This is a genomic window from Undibacterium sp. KW1 (assembly GCF_009937955.1).
GTDB lineage: Bacteria > Pseudomonadota > Gammaproteobacteria > Burkholderiales > Burkholderiaceae_D > Undibacterium.
In genome coordinates this window covers 2,210,856-2,229,584 of record NZ_AP018439.1, presented here as the reverse complement: position 1 = coordinate 2,229,584, position 18,729 = coordinate 2,210,856, and the positions used below count along the sequence as shown (strand labels likewise).

The window sequence follows — 18,729 nt, the reverse complement described above, 5'->3', positions numbered from 1 at the left end:
TTTATTCAAAATCTGAACTCATCAACGGCTGAATTCTTTGAACCTGTCGTTAAACGAACGCCCCTGAGAACCATTGGTGGATTCAAAGCGGTTACGCATGACTTTGTCCAGATTATCAAGACGGTCAGTTGGGGACGGGTGCGTTTCAAACAACAAACTGAAATTACCATCCTGCGCATTTTGTGACTGTAAAGTTTGCAATACAGCTGGCAATCCATAGGGGTCAAAACCTGCGCGAGCAGCAATTACCACACCCACACGATCGGCGGCATATTCATCCCCCTTATCAAGACCTTTGGTTAACATATCTTTACCTAAATTGACCACCATACCTCTAACTTCTGCAAAATTACCTTTGAGTTTACTGCCAGCGACATCACCGAAAACATCTGTCCATGCTTTTGACTGCATGGCATTCACATGATGTTTCAATACGACGTGAGCAATTTCGTGCGATAGCACGCCCACCAATTCAGCTTCATTACGCATGCGCGCCAGCAACCCTTTGGTGACAAAAATCTTGCCACCTGGTGTAGCAAAAGCATTGAAGCCCACATCATCCAGCACACCAAAAGTCCATGGCAAATCAGGTCTCTCGGTTTGCGATGCCAACCAGCGCCCCAGAGTATTTACGTAGCGCTGCAAAGCTGGATCATTCAGCAAAGGTTTCGCCCCCAACAAGACAGCGGCAAATTCATTACCTATTTCTATTTCTCTTGGTTCATCTATCCCTGAATTTTCAATGATAGGCTTGGCTTTATCCAGTAAGTCACCTGCAACACCCGTTTTGCCTCTCGTGGCGTCGAGAATCTGGCCGAAAATACCACCCTGCGCAATTGCAGAACCGCATAGCACCAAAGTCAGTCCGGCAATCGCAAGTTTTTGTAATGTACGCATTTAATTGCCCCCCGTTTTCCAGCTTTATCCTGGCTTGAATATTCGACATTGCTTGCCACGAGTGGTGAACGCTGAGCAAACGCCTGGGCGCTGTTTTTATCGGCTGTAAATTTCTGCATTTTCTGCAGTTCGGCATAATTCGGTGAGGCTCTGCGTATATCCTCTTTATCCAGACCTTTGACACCATTACCAACCGTACCAGTATTCGACGTGCGGCCACTGGTCATCAGGGAGCCCAGTACATTACCGCCCGAAGCAGGCGCAGCATTGCTGTTGGCGCTTGCATCCAGGCGCAAGGCTGTCATTCTCACCCAGCCAGCTTGCCCGGCAGAAGTTTTTACTTGAGTCCAGGCACCACTGCGTTGCATGACATCCACTCTGGTCTGGTTTGCCAGGGTAGCAATAACAGCAGCATCGGCGCTGGCCTTGTCCATTAACTCGGTAGATTTGGAGGTGGTTGCAGACTCGGCTAACGCATTGCCAGTCAGCATGACTGCCGCAATTAAAATCGGTATCTTCATGGGATTTTCCTCAGAGGTTCGTACAATTCAACTTCTGCAGCCCTGCCCTTGACGGCAAATGAGCCACGCAAACTAAAAGTGATATCGGCATTGTCGCCGCAGGCCAACATGGTTTCCTTGGTTACCAGGGCTCTGGCAATGCCCTTGGTCAGGCCCTCTACCCGGCTGGCGAGATTGACGTTGTCGCCAATAGCGGTGTAATCAAGCTTGCGTTTGGCACCAATAAAGCCTACCACAGCAGTTCCTGTGTGTACACCGATGCCCACGTCAAAGTCAGCCAGGTCTGAATCTTCTTCCGCAAGCAGCTCTTGCCTGAAGGCAAGCAAGTTATCCTGCATTTCCAGGGCGGCGGCTACAGCATGGGAGGCATGCTCGGGGTCATCCATGGGCGCGCCCCAAAAAGCCATGATGCAGTCACCTATGTATTTATCCAGCGTACCACCATGCTTCCAGACGACTTCTACCTGGCGTTCAAAATAACGGTTGAGAATATTCACGACATCTTGTGGAGCTTTGCTTTCTGCCAGCGTGGTGAAACCACGTATGTCAGAAAACAGCACGGTAATAAGACGCATCTGACCAGAGAGACTTTCTACCGTCTCGCCGTGATCCACGATCTTGCGTACCACCTGGGGATTAAGGAAGCGGCCAAACAGTGACACTGTGCGGTCACGGGTGCGCCGCTCACGCAGATACCCGGCAAGTGCCGCCGACACAAACCAGGCCCAGGCAAAGATGAGGGGAGTCACTACCGGCAACATCCAGTGATGGGCTACCATCTGGTCTGCCAGATAAACGGCTGCCAGTGACAATATCAGCAAAGCACCGCCAGTGATGCCCGGATGCAGACGCTGCCGGAATGCCAGCACCAGCAAGGCAATCAGCCCAAACCCGGCAGCAAAAGGCCATTGGGGAGGAACCTGACGTATGCTGCGCCCATTTTTTAAATTATCCATCGCAACAGCCAGAATATCGGCCCCCGGATAACCAGGCGCTAGTGGCGTTAAATGATGGTCAAATAGCCCGGGAGCCGAAGAACCTATGATAATAATCTTGTTGCGAAAGAGCTGGTCAAGAGCAGCTTCTGCCCCCGGCGCTAAATACTGTCGTTCTTCTGTGAGTGTTTTAAACAAATCGGCATAGGCAAAACGCTTGTGTCCCTGCGCAGGCCAGAACATCTGAAAATCAGCGCCTTGCGGCAAAGTAAAGCCCAGGTCCTGTACAACCCGTGCAGGCAGTGACGGCAGATGCCAGCCAGCCACGTCCGCATACAGGCGATAACGCCGGACCACACCATCAGCATCGACCAAACTATTCACCAGACCCAGACGCCAGGCACTACGCTCTGTCGCCAATGGCAGTTGCATACTGACCTTGGCGTTTGCCTTACCCTGATTTTTGATGGCAAAAGCATCCTTTAAATCAGCCAAGGCGATAGCGTCGGCGCTATTCGCATCGTCCAACAGCAAGCTTTGTTGATAAGCATGCGGAAATTCCCGAATCTGATCCGATAAAAACGTATCACTTTTTGGTGAACCCAAATCACGTTCCTGAAAGCTGATATCGAACGCTATCGCTTTAGGAGCAAAACCAGCGAGTGCCTCCAGCAAAAAACCATGTATCTCCCGCTTCCATACCCACAGGCCAGCAATTTTTTGCATGGCCAACATGCTGGGGTCATCAATATCCACCACCACAATATCAGGGTCAGGCTGATAGCTCGGTGCATGGTGCCGCAAATACACATCCCCCAGGCGCGACTCTGTCGTCGCCAGCAAATGCAGGCCAAACAGCTCCCCTGCCATTGCCAGCAACAGCAATAGCGTCAGCGCGGCATACCAGCGTATGGTTGCGCTTTGAATGAAAGGGAACAGAATTTTCAACATGCCTTAAGGCTTATACAGGTAAAGTCAGGTGTGAATTCAACAGACAATTTCTCATCGTCAGAAGTTTACACTTGTTTATTGCACAAAAACCATATTTGCTGGCAACAGCATTTAAGTTCCTTGAAATCTGTGGATTTACAGACATAAGATCGGGCAGTGACTTCGTAGCACTGCCATTGACGGGCACATTTCACTCAGATCACGGGCGGCCCTGTCCAAGCAGTATCAAACCCGAAACCATATTGAACAATGCAGAAAAATATCTGCCCGTCTCAAACTGGGCTACTGGCTAATGATGTGAGATCGATCTGTTACAAAATGCAGGTACAAAAACCCGGAATGTTGACACCAAAACCCCTTGCAGGTGATGACACATTCAGCGACACTAACCGGCCTGGCATCAAGCTTCACACTTGGCCAAGTTCAAGATTGCATACCACTCCATGATTAAAACCATTCCTGTCAATTGATACCCGCGAGTCTGACAAGTCATAGCGCAACATCAAAACCCGGCCTCACACTATTCCCGCATCAACGACACAATAATGCCCCACAAAAGAATCAATGGCCTCGACACCCTGCGCGCCCTCGCCATATTATTGGTACTCATGTCACACTACTGCGGCTTTGTCAGCAAACACCAAACCTTTGGTTTTGCGGGAGACATAGGCTGGGCAGGTGTGGATTTATTTTTTGTGCTGAGTGGCTACCTGATAGGCAACCAGATCATGTCTGCCGCTGCCAATGGGCAAGCACTGTCGCTAAAGAATTTTTTCGCCAGACGCCTGCTGCGCACCCTGCCCAACTACTACGTCGTGCTGGCTGCATACTTTATTTTTCCCGTTGCGCTGGCCGGGCGCAGTACCTCGCCGCTATGGCAGTTCCTCACATTCACCCAAAACATAGGGCTGGAATACGGACAAACCTTCACCCACTCCTGGTCGCTATGCATAGAAGAACAGTTTTACCTGATACTACCCATAGTCAGCCTCTTCCTGATCAGACTCAAGAGCCCACTATGGCTGGCCTGGTGCCTGCTCATTGCAGCAATAGGCGGCGGCATGCTGTTTCGCGGCATGGCATTTATGGATGGACATCCTGCATTTGATGCGCAAGTTTACTACTCCAGCTTTGGCCGCTTTGATGAACTACTCCCCGGCGTTGCCATCGCCATGCTCAAGAATTTTCACCCAGGCTTATATGACAGACTCATGCGCCACGGCCAGGCCCTGCTCTTCACCGGCCTGCTGGCCGCTGGCGGCGTGCTGTACTGCATCAACAGCGACGACTACAACAAGCTGATGATCGTCAACTCACTGGGCTTTTCACTGATAGCCATGAGTTTCGCTATCCTCACCCTGGCAGCCCTCAGCCCCAGCAGCTATCTGCACCGCCTGCGCCTGCCCGGAGCCGCACAACTGGCGTTGTGGTCATACGCGGTCTATCTGGTGCATAAACCTGTGTTCATGCTGATAGCTGTGGAATTGGGTAAACGACATATAGACGCGGAAGCACCACTGACTATTATTCTGGTCACTGCTGCGGGTATCTTTGGCGGGTGGTTGCTGTATTGCCTGGTGGAGACGCCATTCATGCAAATACGGGCAAAGTGGTATCCGGGCCCAAGTCAACGGGCCCAGATAAATTGAATCATGTTTGTGGCGAGGTTAAAACTAGCGTACCTGTATGCGTGACAGGGGAACAATCTCATTGTCATCGCTGGAATAGCCGTCATAGCCTATCAGATAGTTGGCCCCTTCTTTCTTTATCACACGGCCCGGATACCAGTCACCCTTCCACAGCACCTTGATTTTGAGCCTCTCTGGCCCCACCCACTCATCATCGTCGGCGGTATAACCAATATAAGTAATCTTACACTTGTCAGACGAAGCCTCGGTAATCGTTGCCTTGTACCAATCACCTTTCCACAGCACCTGCGTCGCTCGCCCCACCGTACAAAGTTCTGCAAAAGCCGAAGATGAAAAACACAGTGTCAGTATTGCCAGCGAAAACAGTAATGCAGATTTCTTGACATTCATCACGCTCTCCTAAAAGTGGGTAGATCAGCACAACGACAGACTTGTTTAGTCTATATCGCGCACACCATTTTAGGATCAGGGAAAAGGATATGCAAACCGGGAATCACGCGAATCAGAGCAGCAAGGCCGGTTTCGCCATCCGCAAACATGACCGGCTGGCAAAAATCAGGAAACTTGCTTGCACTCCCACGCCGGGATAACAGTCAGACGGAGGTAGCTAAGATCGATTCAATGCTGCCGATGTCGAGATAGGCATCTTGAAATGATTTCCCACTCGGAGTAACTAAGCGAATTTTTACAATTTTCGACGCTTCACTTATTTCTCTGACGTAGCCAAAATGGGATACACCGCTTTTCATGTGGATTGTCACCGCATTTTTTTTGTCGTCGGTCGAGGATTTAAAATTTAACGTCAAAACTTCATACATAGATTCCATGTCTATCACCTTTTTCGTATCAGTTTAGGATTGCTCGTCACATAGTGTAATGTTAATTCCATAAAACACAATGAAATCGCAAGAAAGTAGTTGGCCTACAATAGGTCTGAAGGATGATATCCAAGATCGTCGCATACTACGGGCGCAAACTCATCACTTTAATGATTACAACGCAGACGTTAAGTAATATGACGGGCATTAAGGCCGGCGCTCCAGCACTGCGAATAAGTGAGAGATGCATTTCAGAATCCAGATTAAAAGCACGAATTCTTGATATCTCTGCATTTGCACGTTTGTAAACGGCGATATTTGCCCAAAATCCAATAGCGATACGCATTAGTAAACTAGCACAAAGAAGCATTGCCATGCCTGCCCTGCCATTGATCCAATGGTCATTACTCAAGGATGAGGTTGCGACCAGGTAGGCAAATAAAGGTCCGAACTCAACAAATAACGAGATAATTCCATTCACATACATCTTATTGACAAAGAACCACTGCAGTCCAAACAGTGAAGCATATACATTGTAGCCACAGTCCTTCGACTCCTGTTTTTGATATTGAAGCCAATATCCAGGAAGGCGACTCTTCTCGCCGCAAAATGCAATCCACTCTGCCATGATATCTGGAGCTTTTGCTGAAACTTGATTGGTCTTTTCAATGGGAGAAGCCCGGTTTGAGCCGTCAAGATAATCCTGAACGGGATCGTTACGGATATGCACAAACGCAGGAACTTCAAGTGCTTCTGGCTTTTCGGGTTTCTCTGCCAATGTGCGTATTGGTGCCTTCGGAAATCCCTTGGGTAATTCAAGATACACATCACCAACTTTGACTCACTCAGACATATAAAGGTTGACTCATACGTTATGTTAAAAACACTTACTGTAATGCATTCGAATAAACAAATGCATTTTTTTACGCCCATTCATTTCGCTAGGGCGTGTTGACATATCATTTTAGCCATTCAAAAGAAGCCACAATAGCGAAGAATGAGGCGAAGCGAGAAGCCAACTTGTCATAGCGTGTTGCAATTCGTCTGAATTGTTTGATTCTCGCAAAAAACCGTTCGATTACATTGCGGTTGCGATACTGAAAAGCATCAATTTCTCTTGGCTCTTTCCGGTTCGATTTTGACGGGATCACAACCTTCGCATTTCTCTCTTGAATGCGCGCAATCAAAGCATTGGCATCGTAAGCCTTGTCTGCCAGTACTGCTCCTGGCTGTAGGTCTTTGAGTAATGCCTCTGCTTGCGTCACATCATGACAATGACCCCCAGTAAGCAGGAAACGGGCTGCTTGCCCCAAGCCTTCCACACATACATGAATTTTAGTAGTCAATCCCCGCGAGAACGGCCAAGAGCTTGCTCTCCTTTTTTTTGGCAGCGCCCGCTGCGTGTTGGTGTGCTCTCACCACTGTGCTATCAAGGTACACCTCTTCAAAATCAGCTTCTTCTCGCAACACAGAAAAAATACTTTGCCAACTATCTCGCTCAGACCACCGCGCAAAGCGCGTATAGACCGTGTTCCAGTAGCCAAACTCAACCGGCAAATCTCGCCACGGACTACCTGTGCGGGCTATCCACAACACTGCTTCAATAAACAGCCTGTCATTTCCACCAGCCCTGCCTCCGCCTCCTGTTCGTCCAGGCAACAGCCTCTCTATTCTTGCCCATTGATCGTCACGCAACAACATTCTCGACATCCTTGATTCGCCCAAATTCAAGGATGTAAACACATTTTCGGAAAAGTTAACAGCCCTCATGCAAAATAGATATGTCAACACGCCCTAGTCAGCAGACGAAAGCTTACAAGCAAGGTGTTACGGAACTTCATAGAGGGCTATGCAGCATAGCCAAATATATCCTTGAGCGCCTATAACATCGACACAGTGCCGCAGCTTCGGGATAGTAACGTGGCCAGCCTGCGCAACAAGTTTGGGGTCGTGATGGAAAGACGATCCGGGAACTACGGAGGAGGCATGCATTGAGCTGGATGAGGCCGCACCAGCGAAGAAACAAATCATCAACAGCCGCAGCTTTGACAAGAACGTTACCGCAATTGAAGACCTGCAGGATGCCCTCGCCCACTTTGTCAGCAATGCCGCCCGCAAGCTGCGGGACCAAAATTCTATCGCTGGGATGCTACAAGTTTTTATCCAGACCAACCGCTTCAGAACCGAGCTACCGCAATACAACCCTTGTATCGCCGTGCCACTGATCCAACCAACGTGCAACACCATCACGCTGCAGCGCTATGCAATGGCTGTACTAAACAGCATTTTTAAATCTGAATATGAATACAAAAAGGCAGGAGTGATCCTGAGTGAAATTTCCCCAGCATCGACATACCAAGGCGACATGTTTTCTGACACCAAGGAAAAGCCTGAGTTAATGGACGTGCTGGATCAGGTCAACAGGCGATACGGTAAAGGTACGTTGAAGCTAAGCCAGGATGGCAGCAGGCATTCGTGGAAGATGAGGATGGAAGTCAAGTCACCATGCTATACGACGGCATGGGATGAGTTTCCAACTTGCAGGTAATGCAACAGTCAGAATGAAGATAATCAAGTATGATTCATTTATTAGAATCAAAATAACAACTCCCTAATATTTTCATAAAAAATGATAGCTTCAGATAAACCGCCAAATGGAACTCCTGATAAGGATTCAGAAAAGAAACTTGGTTACCTATCGTATCTTCTTGCCTTTCTAAAAGACCATTACACTTCTCTAGCGGCATCATTCGCCACTGTATTTACTGGTTTATGCCTATTTTTAAGCATTTCGTTTTATCAAGAATTTGGAATAGAAATCACATATTTTTCAAGTTTTTTGGATATATATAAGCCTGCATTCTCTAACCAAGCCTGGAAAATAGCGGGAAGTTGCATATTTTTCATTGCATTGTTCATAATATGTTTTGGGGCAATTCAAAAAAACAAGGAAAAAGTGACGGCGCCGTCAGTGGTAGAAATTCAAAAAGATAAAATAGAAAAAAAACGCCCAAATAAACGGCCATCAATTTTGGAAAAAATATTTGAATTCATTTACGGGCAGCTGATTCGATTTTTCATCATTTTTGCGCCGCCTACTTTAATTGTTCTTTCATTGGTAAGCCTGCCTTCGGCAATGGTAAGCCATTCTCACGATATCAAGCAAGGTATAGCCAGCAGATACGATATTAGAACGATCGATCAAACATATAAATGTCATGCAATGCTAGGTGCATCAACCGATTATGTGTTTTTATGGAATTATGAAACAGCACAAACAACAATAATTCCAAGAACAAAGATTAACGAAATTAGCTTAATACTTTCTGTACCTGAGCTCAGACCTCCACCAGACACTTATAAAATTTCGACCAATGTCCGAGAAAAAATAATTCATGAAATAAAGGCAGAACATGATAAATGGATTAAAAACTTGTTTTTAAAATGCAAACAAGTATCGCCGCCTCCACGGATGTAACGAGAAACTAAAAAAAAATTTTCGCAGATGTCCCTCTAATCAATTACCGAGATCTTCATCCAATACAAATGACACCGCCAAGGGAGTAATCGTGAAAAAAAAATATCAAGTATTTATAAGTAGTACTTTTACCGACCTTGAAGACGAAAGGAAGGAAGTTATGAAGGCATTACTAGAGCTAGATGTAATGCCTGCCGGAATGGAGCTATTTCCGGCTGCAGATGAAGATCAATGGGATTTAATTAGGAACGTTATAAACGATTGCGATTACTACGTGTTGATTCTCGGCGGTCGATACGGATCGATCGGACCAGAAGGCAAAAGCTATACTGAAATGGAATACGATTATGCAGTATCAAGGCAAATACCAATTTTAGCCTTTTTACATAAGGACCCTGAAAAAATTCCCGCAGGGAAAACTGAGAAAATTAGTGAGTCCACTCATAAACTTAGGGACTTTCGCCACAAAGTACAAGGCAAGCACTGCAAGTACTGGGAAAATGCGTTAGAGCTCGGATCGATTGTTAGTCGGGGCCTATCTATACAAATGACCAAAGCTCCTGGCGCAGGTTGGGTTCGAGGCTCCGATGTTCCAACAATGGAAGCAAATATAGAAATATTAAATTTACGAAGACATATTGATGCTTTAAAGGAGGAATTGGCAAAAACAAAAGAAGAGATTATGGAGCCAACAGCAGATTTAGCACAAGGCGAAGACAAATTCAAAATTGGTTACACCTACAGAGAGTGGGATGACGACTATATAACGACTAGAGACATTCGAAGTAGCTGCAGTTTTTCATGGAACAAGATATTTTCAGTAATCGCACCTCACTTAATTGTCGATACGAGTGAGGATACTATGCAAGATAAATTGACAGATTTTATTAAAACTCTTGAATACTGTGATCGAGGTCCGAAGATGGAGTTTAGCAAGTTAGACTGTTTTAAGATTGATGAAACAAGTTTCTCTTCCATCAAAATACAACTCCGAGCACTCAACTTAATTTGTAAAAGTGAGAAAATATATTTCGACTCTCTCCAATCACCGTATTGGACGCTGACTAAATATGGTGACCAATATTTAACAAAAATAGTTGCAATCAAGAGATTGGACGCTTACTAATATTTGCCATTTTCACATCTGCCAAGATTGAGTGGCGTAATTATGGTGTAAAAATGGCGTAATGAGAAACAGAAAATTGTGGTTTAAGGCGGCAAATTGCGTATTCGTAAAACCAACAACAAACCCCGCAGAGCCTTGATTTCATTGGCTTTGCGGGGTTTTACAATGATATGCGAAGTAAGTACGTGGTGCCCGAGGCCGGAATAGTGATTCTTTTAAAATCAATTACTTAAAATTTAAATGCGTAAATAGTGCGTAGTTGATTTTTAAATTTCAAAGACTTGCAATTTGTCTTTCGATTGATGTGAAGTATTTTTTTGCCCACTTTTATTGTGCTTAGAGGCCTGGAGCTAACAAAAACATGAATCGTTTAATACGGCAGTTCTATCCGCCATGACCGACGCTTCCATGCCATTCTCCTTTTTCGCATCGGTTAAGAATTATTGCAAAATAGCTATACATCTATTTAATAATTCTTCATTATTTATTATTACCAAATTTATTCTTTTTCTTGCACGAGTCATGTTCTGAAAGAGCATTTTGACCGGATAGTAATAAGCTTTAGCAAGATAGGTTAATTCGCCATCTTGGTTATAGGTAAAATACCTGTCAATGGTTACAACGACACCATCAAACTCCTGCCCGATTACTTTATGCGATGTCTTCGCGGAAATTTCAGAGTACTGATCATGATGTTCTCTATTAAATTGAGACGGAGTAAACCTAAGCACCTCCCATCTACTTGTATCTATTGATTCCAAATAGCGCTTCGCGTCATCAACATTTTGAAAATAGTTGACTTCAACACTTCCATGAACAGTTCCATTGATTGCTTGTTGGTTATTGAAAAGCATTTTAATAAAAAGAGCGATCTCTTTATTTGTTCGGATCTTTTCTGTGAGCTTATACTTAGTGAGCGAATTAATATTACTTATTTTACCGTCAATGTCGTGCGCCTCCTCCGATTTAGCAAGCGTTTGGCGCTTGTCATAAGAGAAGATACAATTACCATTAGACATAGTTAAAGTATTAACTATTTGATCCAATTGCACAGGATATATACGCTGAGCCTCATCAATGACTACCACATCAAAATTAGAAAGATCATGTGAGGATAAGTATTTTATTTGACTTATCTGCCATCCAAGCTGCCTCAGCATTTCTTGCCCTGCATTTAGATATCCACAGTGCAAAATTAATACATCTTTGCCTTGCTCCCTTAGTTCTTTAACCAGATCATAAATCAATAAAGTCTTTCCAGTACCAGCCCCCCCTACAACAGATACAAAATTGGCAGTCTTGCCAATACTTATTGAATTGATAATTTTAGTTTTTATATCTTCTTGCTGCTGCGTCAGGAAATACTGTTTGTTTAAGAATTTTTGAGTAGAGTTAAAAGGGGAAACTAAAAAATCGGAAGGATTAAATAGGTCTTCAACATTTTGAATATCATCAACCTTCTGGTCTTTTAGCAGTCCAATCAGATAATCGAAACCCACCATTTCTAGGTCATCATTATCAGTAAGAATAAATAGACTTTTGCTTTCTGCAATAAATGAAAAGTTATATACCTTCTTACAAAGATTGCCCAAATAGTATCTATTTCTGACTAGCTGTTTCTGTATTTTCTCTTCAGTACTTATTTTTTTTAACTCAATATTGATGACATATTCCGCACCAAAGCGCAACAAATCAAATTCTTTTCCGATCTGAGGTATTGTGAAGCCAACATAAAAACAATCGAAAATATTTAGGCTGATCCCCTCCACAGTTAAAACCCCAATAAAACTTTCGAGGTCTTCTAATTCGGCAGCCTTCATTGCTATTCCGTAATGTTTCAAGTAACTGTCAAAAGTCTCTTTCTTCAACGATCTGTTAGCTTGAACTAAAGAAAGTATGTTTGTTTTTTTCAATCGATTGCCTCATCTATCGCGAATTCAAATAAAAATGCAACAGAATACGCTAGCAAAGCGATCGTGATGACTATCACCGCCTCAGCAGTTTTACGACTCATGTTGTCTAACAAAGTGTAGCGCGATTTGAACTCATTGAGCATGTCCACAATCGCTGGGTGACGCTCATCGATACCTTGCTTAAGTATCAACCTCATTTTCAGGCCAATATCCCCTTGCTCTTACCTAACATGCTATTTATACTGATTACATATACAGCATAAATTCATGAACGCACCTCTCTCCATTTCAACGATTGCAACGCCATTAACCCTATTCGGTACATCCGTGCAGGCTGGCTTCCCCTCCCCTGCGGCTGACTACGCCCAGGGTCGAATCAATCTGAATGAGCATTTGCTGCTCAATGAGAATGCCAGCTTTCTGTTTAGGGTAAGCGGCGAATCGATGCGGGATATTGGGATTTATGACGGTGACACCCTGATTGTGGACCGCTCGATTGTGCCGGCGCACAATCAGATTGTGCTGGCAATTGTCGATGAAGAATTTTGCGTAAAGCGTTTGTACAAGCGCGGCCAGGTCATCAAGCTGCTTGCAGAGAATCCTGCTTTCCCTGAAATCTTGTTTAAGGACGGGCAGGAGCTGCGGATCTGGGGTGTGGTTACTTTTAACCTGCACCGGCTTACCAACATCTGAGGATTAAGCATGGATGCCGGGCCGCGCAGCATTGCCCTCATTGACTGCAATAATTTCTATGTTTCCTGTGAGCGCCTGTTTCGCCCGGATCTGTTGAACCGGCCTGTGGTCGTGCTCAGCAATAATGACGGGTGTGCCGTAAGTCGCAGCCAGGAGGCGAAGGCCCTCGGTATCAAGATGGGTGGCCCGATCTTTGAAGTGGCTGACCTGGTCAAGAAGCATAACATCGCGGTATTCAGCAGCAACTATGCCCTGTACGCTGATTTGAGTAACCGGGTGATGTCCATATTGGCAGAATACTCGCCAGTCCATGAGGTCTATAGTATTGATGAGTCGTTTCTGGACCTGACTGGCTTTGATGACATCGTGGCGCGCACAAGAGCGATGCGTCAGAAGGTCATGACAGACACCGGCATCCCGGTTTGCGTGGGTGTGGGGCAATCCAAAACCCTGGCAAAGCTGGCGAACTTCATGGCGAAGCGGCATCCACGGTCTGCCGGTGTTTTTAATTTCAATCTGCTTTCATCGAACCAGGTGGACAGCGTACTTAAAAATCTCCCGGTAGAAGAAGTTTGGGGCATAGGTCGCAAGCTGACTGCATCCTTGAGCGCCTACGGCATCGATACCGTGTTGCAGCTTCGGGATAGTGACGTGGCCAGCCTGCGCAATAAGTTTGGAGTCGTGATGGAAAAGACGATCAGAGAACTACGGGGGGAGACATGCATTGAGCTGGACGAGGCCGCACCAGCGAAGAAACAAATCATCAACAGCCGCAGCTTTGGCAAGAACGTCACAGCAATCGAAGATCTACAGGACGCCCTCGCCCACTTCGTCAGCAACGCTGCCCGCAAGCTGCGGGACCAAGACTCCATAGCTGGCATGTTGCAGGTATTCATACAGACCAACCGTTTCAGAACCGAGCTGCCGCAATACAACCCATGTATTGCTGTTCCATTGGTTCAGCCAACTTGCAACACCATCACGCTGCAACGCTATGCAATGGCTGCACTGAACAGTATTTTCAAGCAAGGATACGAGTACAAAAAGGCTGGGGTGATCCTAAGTGAAATTTCCCCGACAACGACGTACCAGGGCGACATGTTTTCTGAGGCGAAGGAAAAACCTGAACTAATGGACGTGCTGGATCAGGTCAACAGGCGATATGGTAAAGGTACTTTGAAGCTAAGCCAGGATGGTAGTAGGCATTCGTGGAAAATGAGGATGGAGGCCAAGTCGCCGTCCTATACGACGACTTGGGATGACTTTCCGGTTTGCAGGTAGTTCTTGCGAAACAGATACACCTCGCAGTTTTTTTTTAATTCAATAAAATCAAAGCTGCGAAAGTTTCTTAAGTGCGTCTGATAAATTTTCTGCACCAGGGATAGGATTAGTCTCAAAAACCATCATATATTTATACGCGCCCCCAATCTTACTTTCCCAAAGCTTTCCAAGCTCCAATTTAAATTCCGAGTCGGAATTATCACGATCGTCACCTTTCGTCTCAAGAATGATGATTCTTCCTGACTTCGTCCTCAAAATAAAGTCGGCGTAGTGATTGATGAAGCCGTTGATACGAAATCCTTTCCCTTTCGATAGATTACGATGCCACCAGAGAATGTTCTCTAGATCAGCTATTTCATTAATTATATGCCTCTCGAAATTACCAATCGATGCTTCCGTAACATACAGGCTTCTGGGAATTGCTGGCGCATTTGCGCTTGGCGCTATGCTATCTGGCAATGAGTAATATGGTCGCGTAGAAATTTTCTCTACATCTAACAAATCATGGAATTGTTTTTTTGCATGAACATTTGCAAGCGAATCAATTTTTTGTCGAATTTTTTTAACATACGCCACATCTCGGTCGAGGCAATCTCTAATTTGTTCCTCATCCATTTCCTCGATTATACGGGCCAGATATCGCTTGGCATCATTATCGTCAATCGGATAAAGATTCCCAATTAGGTCAAACAGTCGATTCGTCAAACTCAATATTTGCATATCACGTGATTGAGAGAGGATGATTCCGTTAAATCGCTGACGATTTTTTTTATCAATCTTAAATGGCTTTGGAGCATATTCTTCCTCACCAATTTGCTCTAGATCAACCTTATACATTTCACTATCTACACCAGCAAAATTTATAGTTGCATCCAAATTGCTTAACTTAAACTCTTTCAACAAATGATCTCGTTCAACCAGTTGAAATTCCTCGTCCTCGTTAAAAAAACCGCCGGTTTCCACTTTAATAAAGAACTGCGGAAGTTTTAGACTCAATGCATCTTCGCGGAACAAGTCCTTCAAACGGTGCTTATTCATTTTTGTTTCCAGTTCGAAAGGCAAGCTGTCAGTTTCAGTACCTTTTGCGGCTTCCTCATACGCATGATTTTCGGCGCTGGCCTGCGCTGTGATCGAATCCACAAAAGTATTTACATTTGTCGAAATAGCCTGATCAGTGCACAGATCACCTTGTAATTCAGCCTGCTTTAATGTTGCAGCAACTTTTGCAATGTCGATTTCTGTATCGTTTTCAGCATCATGTGCCTTATTACTAGTATGAGCTGCTGCATGTTCTCGGCTAAACAGATCGTCTGGCTTTTGACCTTGTCCTGGCAATTGAAGATCGTTTCTCGATGCTGCATCGTCCATATTTAAAGAGCGATAATCTCTATCGGAGAAGCCAGATCGATTCAGAGCCTTAACGACATTATCAAGTGTCTCAGCAAAACGATTGCTAGCTGTGAACACATAACTCATATTGAGTAAATCGTTACCGTGTTTACGCACATGAGGCATTCGAAGGATACGCCCAAGGATTTGCTCGACATCAACTGCAGATGATTTATCACCCAATGCGGCAAGAATATAAGCGTTGGGACAGTCCCACCCCTCTTTTAGGGCATTAATGGTGATAATGAACCGAACTTGACAGTCGTCGGCCATCAAGTCAATTGCTTTTAATTCATTGACATTCGCCGTCTTTATCTTAATTTGCTCTTCCGGTATTTTTAGATCAATTAACGTCTGCTTAATCTTTTCAAACGTGGTGTTGTCGTCTGCGGTTTTCGGCTGCGCTTGAAATAGCACTATCGGACGTATTTTTTTTCCGCCCTTCGTCTCCTCTTCAATGGCAATCGACTCCAACTGCCGCCGAAGTATCAATGCAGCTTCAATAACTTCATTTTTGTCTTTACGGTTCGCTACAATTACTGGCAACTTCACCATATTGTACTTTTTAAGCTGCATAGCATCGACAAAGCTAATGATATTACTATTATTTTTTGGTGTTGCTGTGAGGTCAAATATAAAGTGTGGATTCAGGTCGTTAAGCATATCCACCGACAGCTTTGTCTCGGCGTTATGACTCTCATCAACGACAACTACTGGCTTCATTCTACGAATAACATTAATCAAAGAAGACGCGTCGTGTTGCGGCAAAAGAAAATCCATACTTGCCTCATCATCGTCATTTAGAAATGATGCAAGATAGCCGTTATCCTGAAATATTTTTCTATCTTCTTTGTTTTTTGCCCGAAGTGAATCGAAACTCATGACTACAATAGACAACTGCTCACGGACGGTGTCTAAAGAAAACCCCGCTCCCTGCAGTAAATCCTTTTTTTCGTAAATTTCTACTTTGTTTCGAAATAGTGCGTTTAAGCGCTTGCGGTATGGATGATCTTTATCTGAAAGAGCTCCAACTGTTTGGTCAAGGATAGTTAATGACGGTACCAGCCACACAACGAAAGTTGGGCGTTTAGGGTTATGGCGGCGAAATGCTTCAAATATTGGCTTTAGCGCATTGACCGCAATGTAGGTTTTACCTCCGGCGGTAGGTACCTTTGCGCAAACATGCGGTACACCAGCCACATTGTTTTTGTATCGCTCCATAGCAGTTACGCCACGTTCCGACCATAGTTCATGAAACGCACGATCTATTCGACGCGACGATTCCAATTTTGCCAGGAACGCGCATAAATCATCAATCACACGTTGTTGATAAGGTTTAAGATCCATCATTATCTCTTTTTAAAATCGTGTAATGTCGCGTGGAATTTTTTTAAAACTAATTCCATGTTTGGTCATGAATGCTTCGTCCAATAGACAACGATCGGCATAAATGATGGAAAACTGCGGCTTTTTTAACCCGAAACGTATCCCTGCCAGATAATGTAGATCGAGCACTGTAACCTTATCCAACTCATAGTTAAACAACCAAGCTATTTCACTATTTAAGCCCAGCAGATGTGGTGAATAAGGATTGTCTTGCCCTACTCGGTCAGATTCTAAGATCCCTTCAGTGAAGGCAACATAATCCCGAATTACACTAATGCCGATCGACTCATTGAAATTGTCATCATCTAGAAAAATTGGTTCGCCAATGGTGTAAAAATCAAAACTACCACCGAGTCCAGGTACTGATTTACTGCCTTCCCCGTAGCCAGTCATGACGCGTCGAACACGTTGTGCTGTCATGGTTTCCGCATAGTCCATAGTTTCAACCAAGATAAAGCGACGATTGCCGCCATCTTTTGCATTTAGATTCAGAACCGCATGCGCAGTGGTACCTGACCCAGCGAATGAGTCGAGAATGATTGCATTTGGATTCTCGCCAGTGATCCATCCAACAATACGATCAAGGACTTCAACATTCTTTTCCGTATCAAAATCAGTAAATGCTCCTGAAAGCGTAATATCCATCCATTGGTCATTAGCGAGCTTACTTCCCTGCGGAGGCACATAATACTGAACAACTCCATTTTCGCTCAATCGAACAAAATCCAACTTCTCATTTGTCGCTTGAAGGCGATCTAGGAAAAAATCATCTATTGAAATATGTTGAGCGTGGTTGGCTTTGAAATCCAAGTAGTTATTTATTGCTCTGCTTGTTCTTCCGTTCTCCCATCGCCATTGACCAGAAGGGGGATTTACACCAAAAATTTCGTAGCGCATGGTAGGCCGATCGGTACCTCTCCAGAACGTATCCCACTTGCCCGCCTTAACTTCATCGTGTGCTTTTGTTAGCTTAGGTAATTTTGAAGATGTATTTTTTGAATATAGAAAAATATATTCATGCCCCAATGAAAGTGCCTGCAACTCATCGAATTGAGACTGAACATTTTTTACACCACGGCGGACGGCTATGCAATTTCGAAAATTCTGCACACCAAAGATCTCGTCTAGCAATACCTTTAAATGACCGAATTCGAATGCATCAATACTCACAAAGAAAAAACCATTACTTGATAACAACCGCTGAAGTAGCTTAAGTCGCGGATACATCATACACAGCCATTTATCATGCCTTGATAGATCCTCTCCTTCCTTGCCTACAACTTGCCCCAACCATTTCTTTATCTTCGGATCATTTACAGCATCGTTATAGACCCAAGCCTCATTGCCGGTGTTGTACGGAGGATCAATGTAAATACAATCTACTTTCCCTTCAAATTCGGGAAGCAAACTCTTCAATGCTTCGAGATTGTCGCCATGGATTATCCGGTTATTTACAGAATTAGCTTGCGAATTGCTTGAAGATTTTGGTGAGCTGTAAAGCTGCAACTGATCTTTCTGATGGTCCTTATGGCTTGAAGGCTGACTAAAACTATACTGCTTATTCAACACGCGAAATGGTACTTCATGATGGTGATTAACCACCTTGTCTTTTCCTACCCAAGTCAGTGTCGGCATCTTAATATTCCATGTTGGATACAGCTATTATAATTTTTGAATTCTCACATTCGAACA

The 18,729-nt window shown here is 44.6% G+C and carries 16 protein-coding genes and 1 pseudogene; 6 read left to right on the top strand and 11 right to left on the bottom strand.

Going from position 1 to position 18,729, the window contains the following annotated elements; all coding sequences use genetic code 11:
- Positions 1 to 21 precede the first annotated feature (21 nt).
- From UNDKW_RS09960 to UNDKW_RS09950, 3 genes are read right to left on the bottom strand one after another with little or no spacing between them, the layout of a single operon-like run.
- Positions 22 to 897, bottom strand: coding sequence for a M48 family metallopeptidase (locus UNDKW_RS09960; protein WP_162058558.1), 876 nt, complete (start codon positions 895 to 897; stop codon positions 22 to 24).
- Complete coding sequence (locus UNDKW_RS09955; protein WP_162058557.1) at positions 861 to 1,418, bottom strand: SH3 domain-containing protein; 558 nt, start codon at positions 1,416 to 1,418, stop codon at positions 861 to 863. The genes UNDKW_RS09960 and UNDKW_RS09955 overlap by 37 nt, the downstream gene beginning before the upstream one ends.
- Positions 1,415 to 3,304 carry an adenylate/guanylate cyclase domain-containing protein gene (locus tag UNDKW_RS09950; protein WP_162058556.1) on the bottom strand — a complete coding sequence of 630 codons (1,890 nt, stop codon included), beginning with the start codon at positions 3,302 to 3,304 and terminating at the stop codon, positions 1,415 to 1,417. Before UNDKW_RS09950 ends, UNDKW_RS09955 begins: the two co-directional genes overlap by 4 nt.
- A gap of 545 nt (positions 3,305 to 3,849) precedes the next feature.
- On the opposite strand from UNDKW_RS09950, the gene UNDKW_RS09945 reads away from it, so the two are divergent.
- The gene (locus UNDKW_RS09945) at positions 3,850 to 4,953 is read left to right on the top strand and encodes an acyltransferase (RefSeq protein ID WP_162058555.1); all 1,104 of its coding nucleotides are present in this window, start codon (positions 3,850 to 3,852) and stop codon (positions 4,951 to 4,953) included.
- 24 nt (positions 4,954 to 4,977) lie between these two features.
- Here UNDKW_RS09945 and UNDKW_RS09940 read toward each other — a convergent pair whose 3' ends face one another.
- The 4 genes and pseudogenes from UNDKW_RS09940 to UNDKW_RS09925 all read right to left on the bottom strand — a co-directional run bounded on the left by UNDKW_RS09940 (position 4,978) and on the right by UNDKW_RS09925 (position 7,481).
- Positions 4,978 to 5,343 carry an agenet domain-containing protein gene (locus UNDKW_RS09940; RefSeq protein WP_162058554.1) on the bottom strand — a complete coding sequence of 122 codons (366 nt, stop codon included), beginning with the start codon at positions 5,341 to 5,343 and terminating at the stop codon, positions 4,978 to 4,980.
- A 203-nt stretch (positions 5,344 to 5,546) separates the two neighbouring features.
- Positions 5,547 to 5,780, bottom strand: coding sequence for a hypothetical protein (locus UNDKW_RS09935; RefSeq protein ID WP_162058553.1), 234 nt, complete (start codon positions 5,778 to 5,780; stop codon positions 5,547 to 5,549).
- A gap of 136 nt (positions 5,781 to 5,916) precedes the next feature.
- Positions 5,917 to 6,549 (bottom strand): hypothetical protein, encoded by a 633-nt coding sequence (locus UNDKW_RS09930; RefSeq protein WP_162058552.1) that lies wholly within the window; start codon positions 6,547 to 6,549, stop codon positions 5,917 to 5,919.
- Between the two features lie 181 nt (positions 6,550 to 6,730).
- A pseudogene (locus UNDKW_RS09925) lies at positions 6,731 to 7,481 on the bottom strand (IS5 family transposase).
- A gap of 280 nt (positions 7,482 to 7,761) precedes the next feature.
- On the opposite strand from UNDKW_RS09925, the gene UNDKW_RS09920 reads away from it, so the two are divergent.
- The 3 genes from UNDKW_RS09920 to UNDKW_RS09910 all read left to right on the top strand — a co-directional run bounded on the left by UNDKW_RS09920 (position 7,762) and on the right by UNDKW_RS09910 (position 10,375).
- Positions 7,762 to 8,319, top strand: a complete 558-nt coding sequence (locus UNDKW_RS09920; RefSeq protein WP_370529128.1) for a DUF4113 domain-containing protein — start codon at positions 7,762 to 7,764, stop codon at positions 8,317 to 8,319.
- Between the two features lie 81 nt (positions 8,320 to 8,400).
- Complete coding sequence (locus tag UNDKW_RS09915) at positions 8,401 to 9,249, top strand: hypothetical protein (RefSeq protein ID WP_162058550.1); 849 nt, start codon at positions 8,401 to 8,403, stop codon at positions 9,247 to 9,249.
- A 91-nt stretch (positions 9,250 to 9,340) separates the two neighbouring features.
- Positions 9,341 to 10,375 (top strand): DUF4062 domain-containing protein, encoded by a 1,035-nt coding sequence (locus UNDKW_RS09910; RefSeq protein ID WP_162058549.1) that lies wholly within the window; start codon positions 9,341 to 9,343, stop codon positions 10,373 to 10,375.
- A 440-nt stretch (positions 10,376 to 10,815) separates the two neighbouring features.
- Here the strand turns inward: UNDKW_RS09910 and UNDKW_RS09905 are convergent, their stop codons facing one another.
- Both UNDKW_RS09905 and UNDKW_RS09900 read right to left on the bottom strand, forming a co-directional pair.
- A complete protein-coding gene (locus UNDKW_RS09905) occupies positions 10,816 to 12,195 on the bottom strand; it encodes an ATP-binding protein (protein ID WP_162058548.1) in 1,380 nt (459 codons plus the stop codon).
- 89 nt (positions 12,196 to 12,284) lie between these two features.
- Entirely contained in the window at positions 12,285 to 12,485 is a 201-nt protein-coding gene (locus UNDKW_RS09900; RefSeq protein WP_162058547.1) for a hypothetical protein, read from the bottom strand.
- A gap of 70 nt (positions 12,486 to 12,555) precedes the next feature.
- Between UNDKW_RS09900 and UNDKW_RS09895 the strand changes: the two genes are divergently transcribed.
- Positions 12,556 to 12,981 carry a LexA family transcriptional regulator gene (locus UNDKW_RS09895; RefSeq protein WP_162058546.1) on the top strand — a complete coding sequence of 142 codons (426 nt, stop codon included), beginning with the start codon at positions 12,556 to 12,558 and terminating at the stop codon, positions 12,979 to 12,981.
- A gap of 9 nt (positions 12,982 to 12,990) precedes the next feature.
- Positions 12,991 to 14,262 carry a Y-family DNA polymerase gene (locus UNDKW_RS09890; protein ID WP_162058545.1) on the top strand — a complete coding sequence of 424 codons (1,272 nt, stop codon included), beginning with the start codon at positions 12,991 to 12,993 and terminating at the stop codon, positions 14,260 to 14,262.
- Positions 14,263 to 14,310: 48 nt separating this feature from the next.
- Here the strand turns inward: UNDKW_RS09890 and UNDKW_RS09885 are convergent, their stop codons facing one another.
- Both UNDKW_RS09885 and UNDKW_RS09880 read right to left on the bottom strand, forming a co-directional pair.
- Positions 14,311 to 16,998, bottom strand: coding sequence for a DEAD/DEAH box helicase (locus UNDKW_RS09885; protein ID WP_162058544.1), 2,688 nt, complete (start codon positions 16,996 to 16,998; stop codon positions 14,311 to 14,313).
- 12 nt (positions 16,999 to 17,010) lie between these two features.
- Entirely contained in the window at positions 17,011 to 18,672 is a 1,662-nt protein-coding gene (locus tag UNDKW_RS09880; RefSeq protein ID WP_162058543.1) for a site-specific DNA-methyltransferase, read from the bottom strand.
- Positions 18,673 to 18,729 lie beyond the last annotated feature (57 nt).